The sequence below is a fragment of the Bradyrhizobium sp. genome, from assembly GCF_036735945.1.
GTDB lineage: Bacteria > Pseudomonadota > Alphaproteobacteria > Rhizobiales > Xanthobacteraceae > Bradyrhizobium.
The window spans coordinates 1-1751 of sequence record NZ_DAINNI010000246.1; the positions used below are offsets into that span (position 1 = coordinate 1).

2 protein-coding genes are annotated in these 1751 nt (G+C 65.3%); both read right to left on the reverse strand.

The window, feature by feature from the left end; genetic code table 11:
• Positions 1 to 165: 165 nt before the first annotated feature.
• Entirely contained in the window at positions 166 to 519 is a 354-nt protein-coding gene (locus V7E26_RS29910; RefSeq protein ID WP_324422985.1) for a nuclear transport factor 2 family protein, read from the reverse strand.
• Between the two features lie 113 nt (positions 520 to 632).
• On the reverse strand, positions 633 to 1751 hold a 1119-nt coding region (locus tag V7E26_RS29915; RefSeq protein ID WP_324422986.1), incomplete at its 5' end, for an amidase.

The window sequence follows — 1751 nt, forward strand, 5'->3', positions numbered from 1 at the left end:
GAGATCAACGAGGGCTTTGCCAACATGAAAGCCGGCAAGACGCTGCGCAGCGTGATCATGTTTGATAGTTAATCGTCGTCATTCCGGGGCGATGCGCAGCATCGAGCCCGGAATCTCGAGATTCCGGGTTTGCTCACTTCGTGAGCGCCCCGGAATGACGGACGCTTACCGTGTCACATGCGCCGACACTGCCAGCCACTTCCCGTTCTGCTTCGCCCAGCAATCGGTATAGCGCCCGTGCGCCTGCTGGCCATCGGCGGTCGTGTAGCTGGTGGCAGCGTGGATGATGGCGAAGTCGCCGAGGATGCGGATCTTCACATCTTCCGCGCGCAGGTTCTTGATCGTCACTGGCACCGCCGTCTGCTTCAGGAACGCCGCGCGGTCGACCAGCGACTTGTCGGGATTGGAGCAGTAGAAGTCCGAGCTGAGGATTTCATCGAAGCGCTTGACGTCGGAATTCTGCACGGACGCGATGTAGTCGCGGTTGAGCGCGGTGAGTTGATCGAGGTCGTTGCTCATTGGTTTTCCTCCCATGTCTCCCCGTCATTGCGAGGAGCGAAGCGACGCGGCAATCCATCCATCCGTTATGCCGCGCAATGGATTGCTTCGCTACGCTCGCAATGACGGCTCTGTCAGTCATCAAACATCGGCGGCGGTTTGAAGCCGCCGAGCTCGCGCTCGATCAGTTCCGCGAGCCTGAGCGGTGTGCGGTCTTCGAGCCAGGGGCCGACGATCTGCACGCCGACCGGCAGTCCCTCGGGCGAAAAGCCCGTCGGCAGCGCGGTGGAGGGCAGGCCGGGCAGGGTGGCGATGCCGGGCCAGGCAAGCTGATCGGGGTAGACGTGGTCCTTGCCGTCGATCCTGATGCGGCGCTTCTCCTGCTCGTCGGAATGATCGTGCGGGTAGGCCGGCGTCGGCATGATCGGGCAGATCACGGCGTCGTAACTCCTAAATAGTTCACGCCACTTCGCCCGCAGATGCGCGCGCGCGACGTCGTCCATCAACCAGGCGCGATGGCTGAGCGAAATGCCGCGCAGCCGCTCGGCGGAGAGGTTGGTCTCGCTCGCCGGCAGCGCCGCGGCGGCGGCCTGCGCGCCTTCATAGACGTCCGGCGGGAACGAGGCCGCGAGGAACGACATCAGCATCCGCATGTAGAGGCGGGATGTCTCGGCAAAGTTCGGCAATAGCGCGCTGTTGCGATCGACCCTGACGCCGGCCTTTTCGAGGCCGGCGGCGAGCTTGTGGATCGTTCCGCGCACCACCTCGTCGGTCGGCATGACAGGATCGGTATCGATCACCAGCACGCGAAATCCCTTCAGCGCGTCGTGGCGCGGCGGCGGCAAATCAAGCCTGTAGGCATTGCCTGCGTCGAGCGGATCGGGACCGGCGATCACGTCCAGCAGCAGCGCGAGGTCGGCGGCGCTGCGGGCCATCGGCCCGATCACGGCGAGGTCGCGATCGATCGGCAGCGGCTGGAATGGCGGCGGGACATGGCCGCGCGGCGGCACCAGCCCATAGGTCGGCTTGTGCGCATAGACGCCGCAGTGAAAGGCGGGCACGCGCAGGGAACCGCCGATGTCGGAGCCAAGCGACAGCGGCCCATAGCCGGCGGCGAGCGCGGCCGAGGAGCCGCCGGACGAGCCGCCCGGCGTGCGGCCGAGATCGAAGGGATTGCTGGTGGTGCCGTAGATATCGTTGTAGCTCTGCCAGTCGCCGAGCCCGAGCGGCACGTTGGTCTTGCCGAGGATGAC

Coding starts and splice junctions, on each gene's coding strand:
- V7E26_RS29910 (WP_324422985.1), bottom strand. CDS start 519: ATGAGCAACGACCTCGATCAACTCACCGCGCTCAACCGCGACTACATC.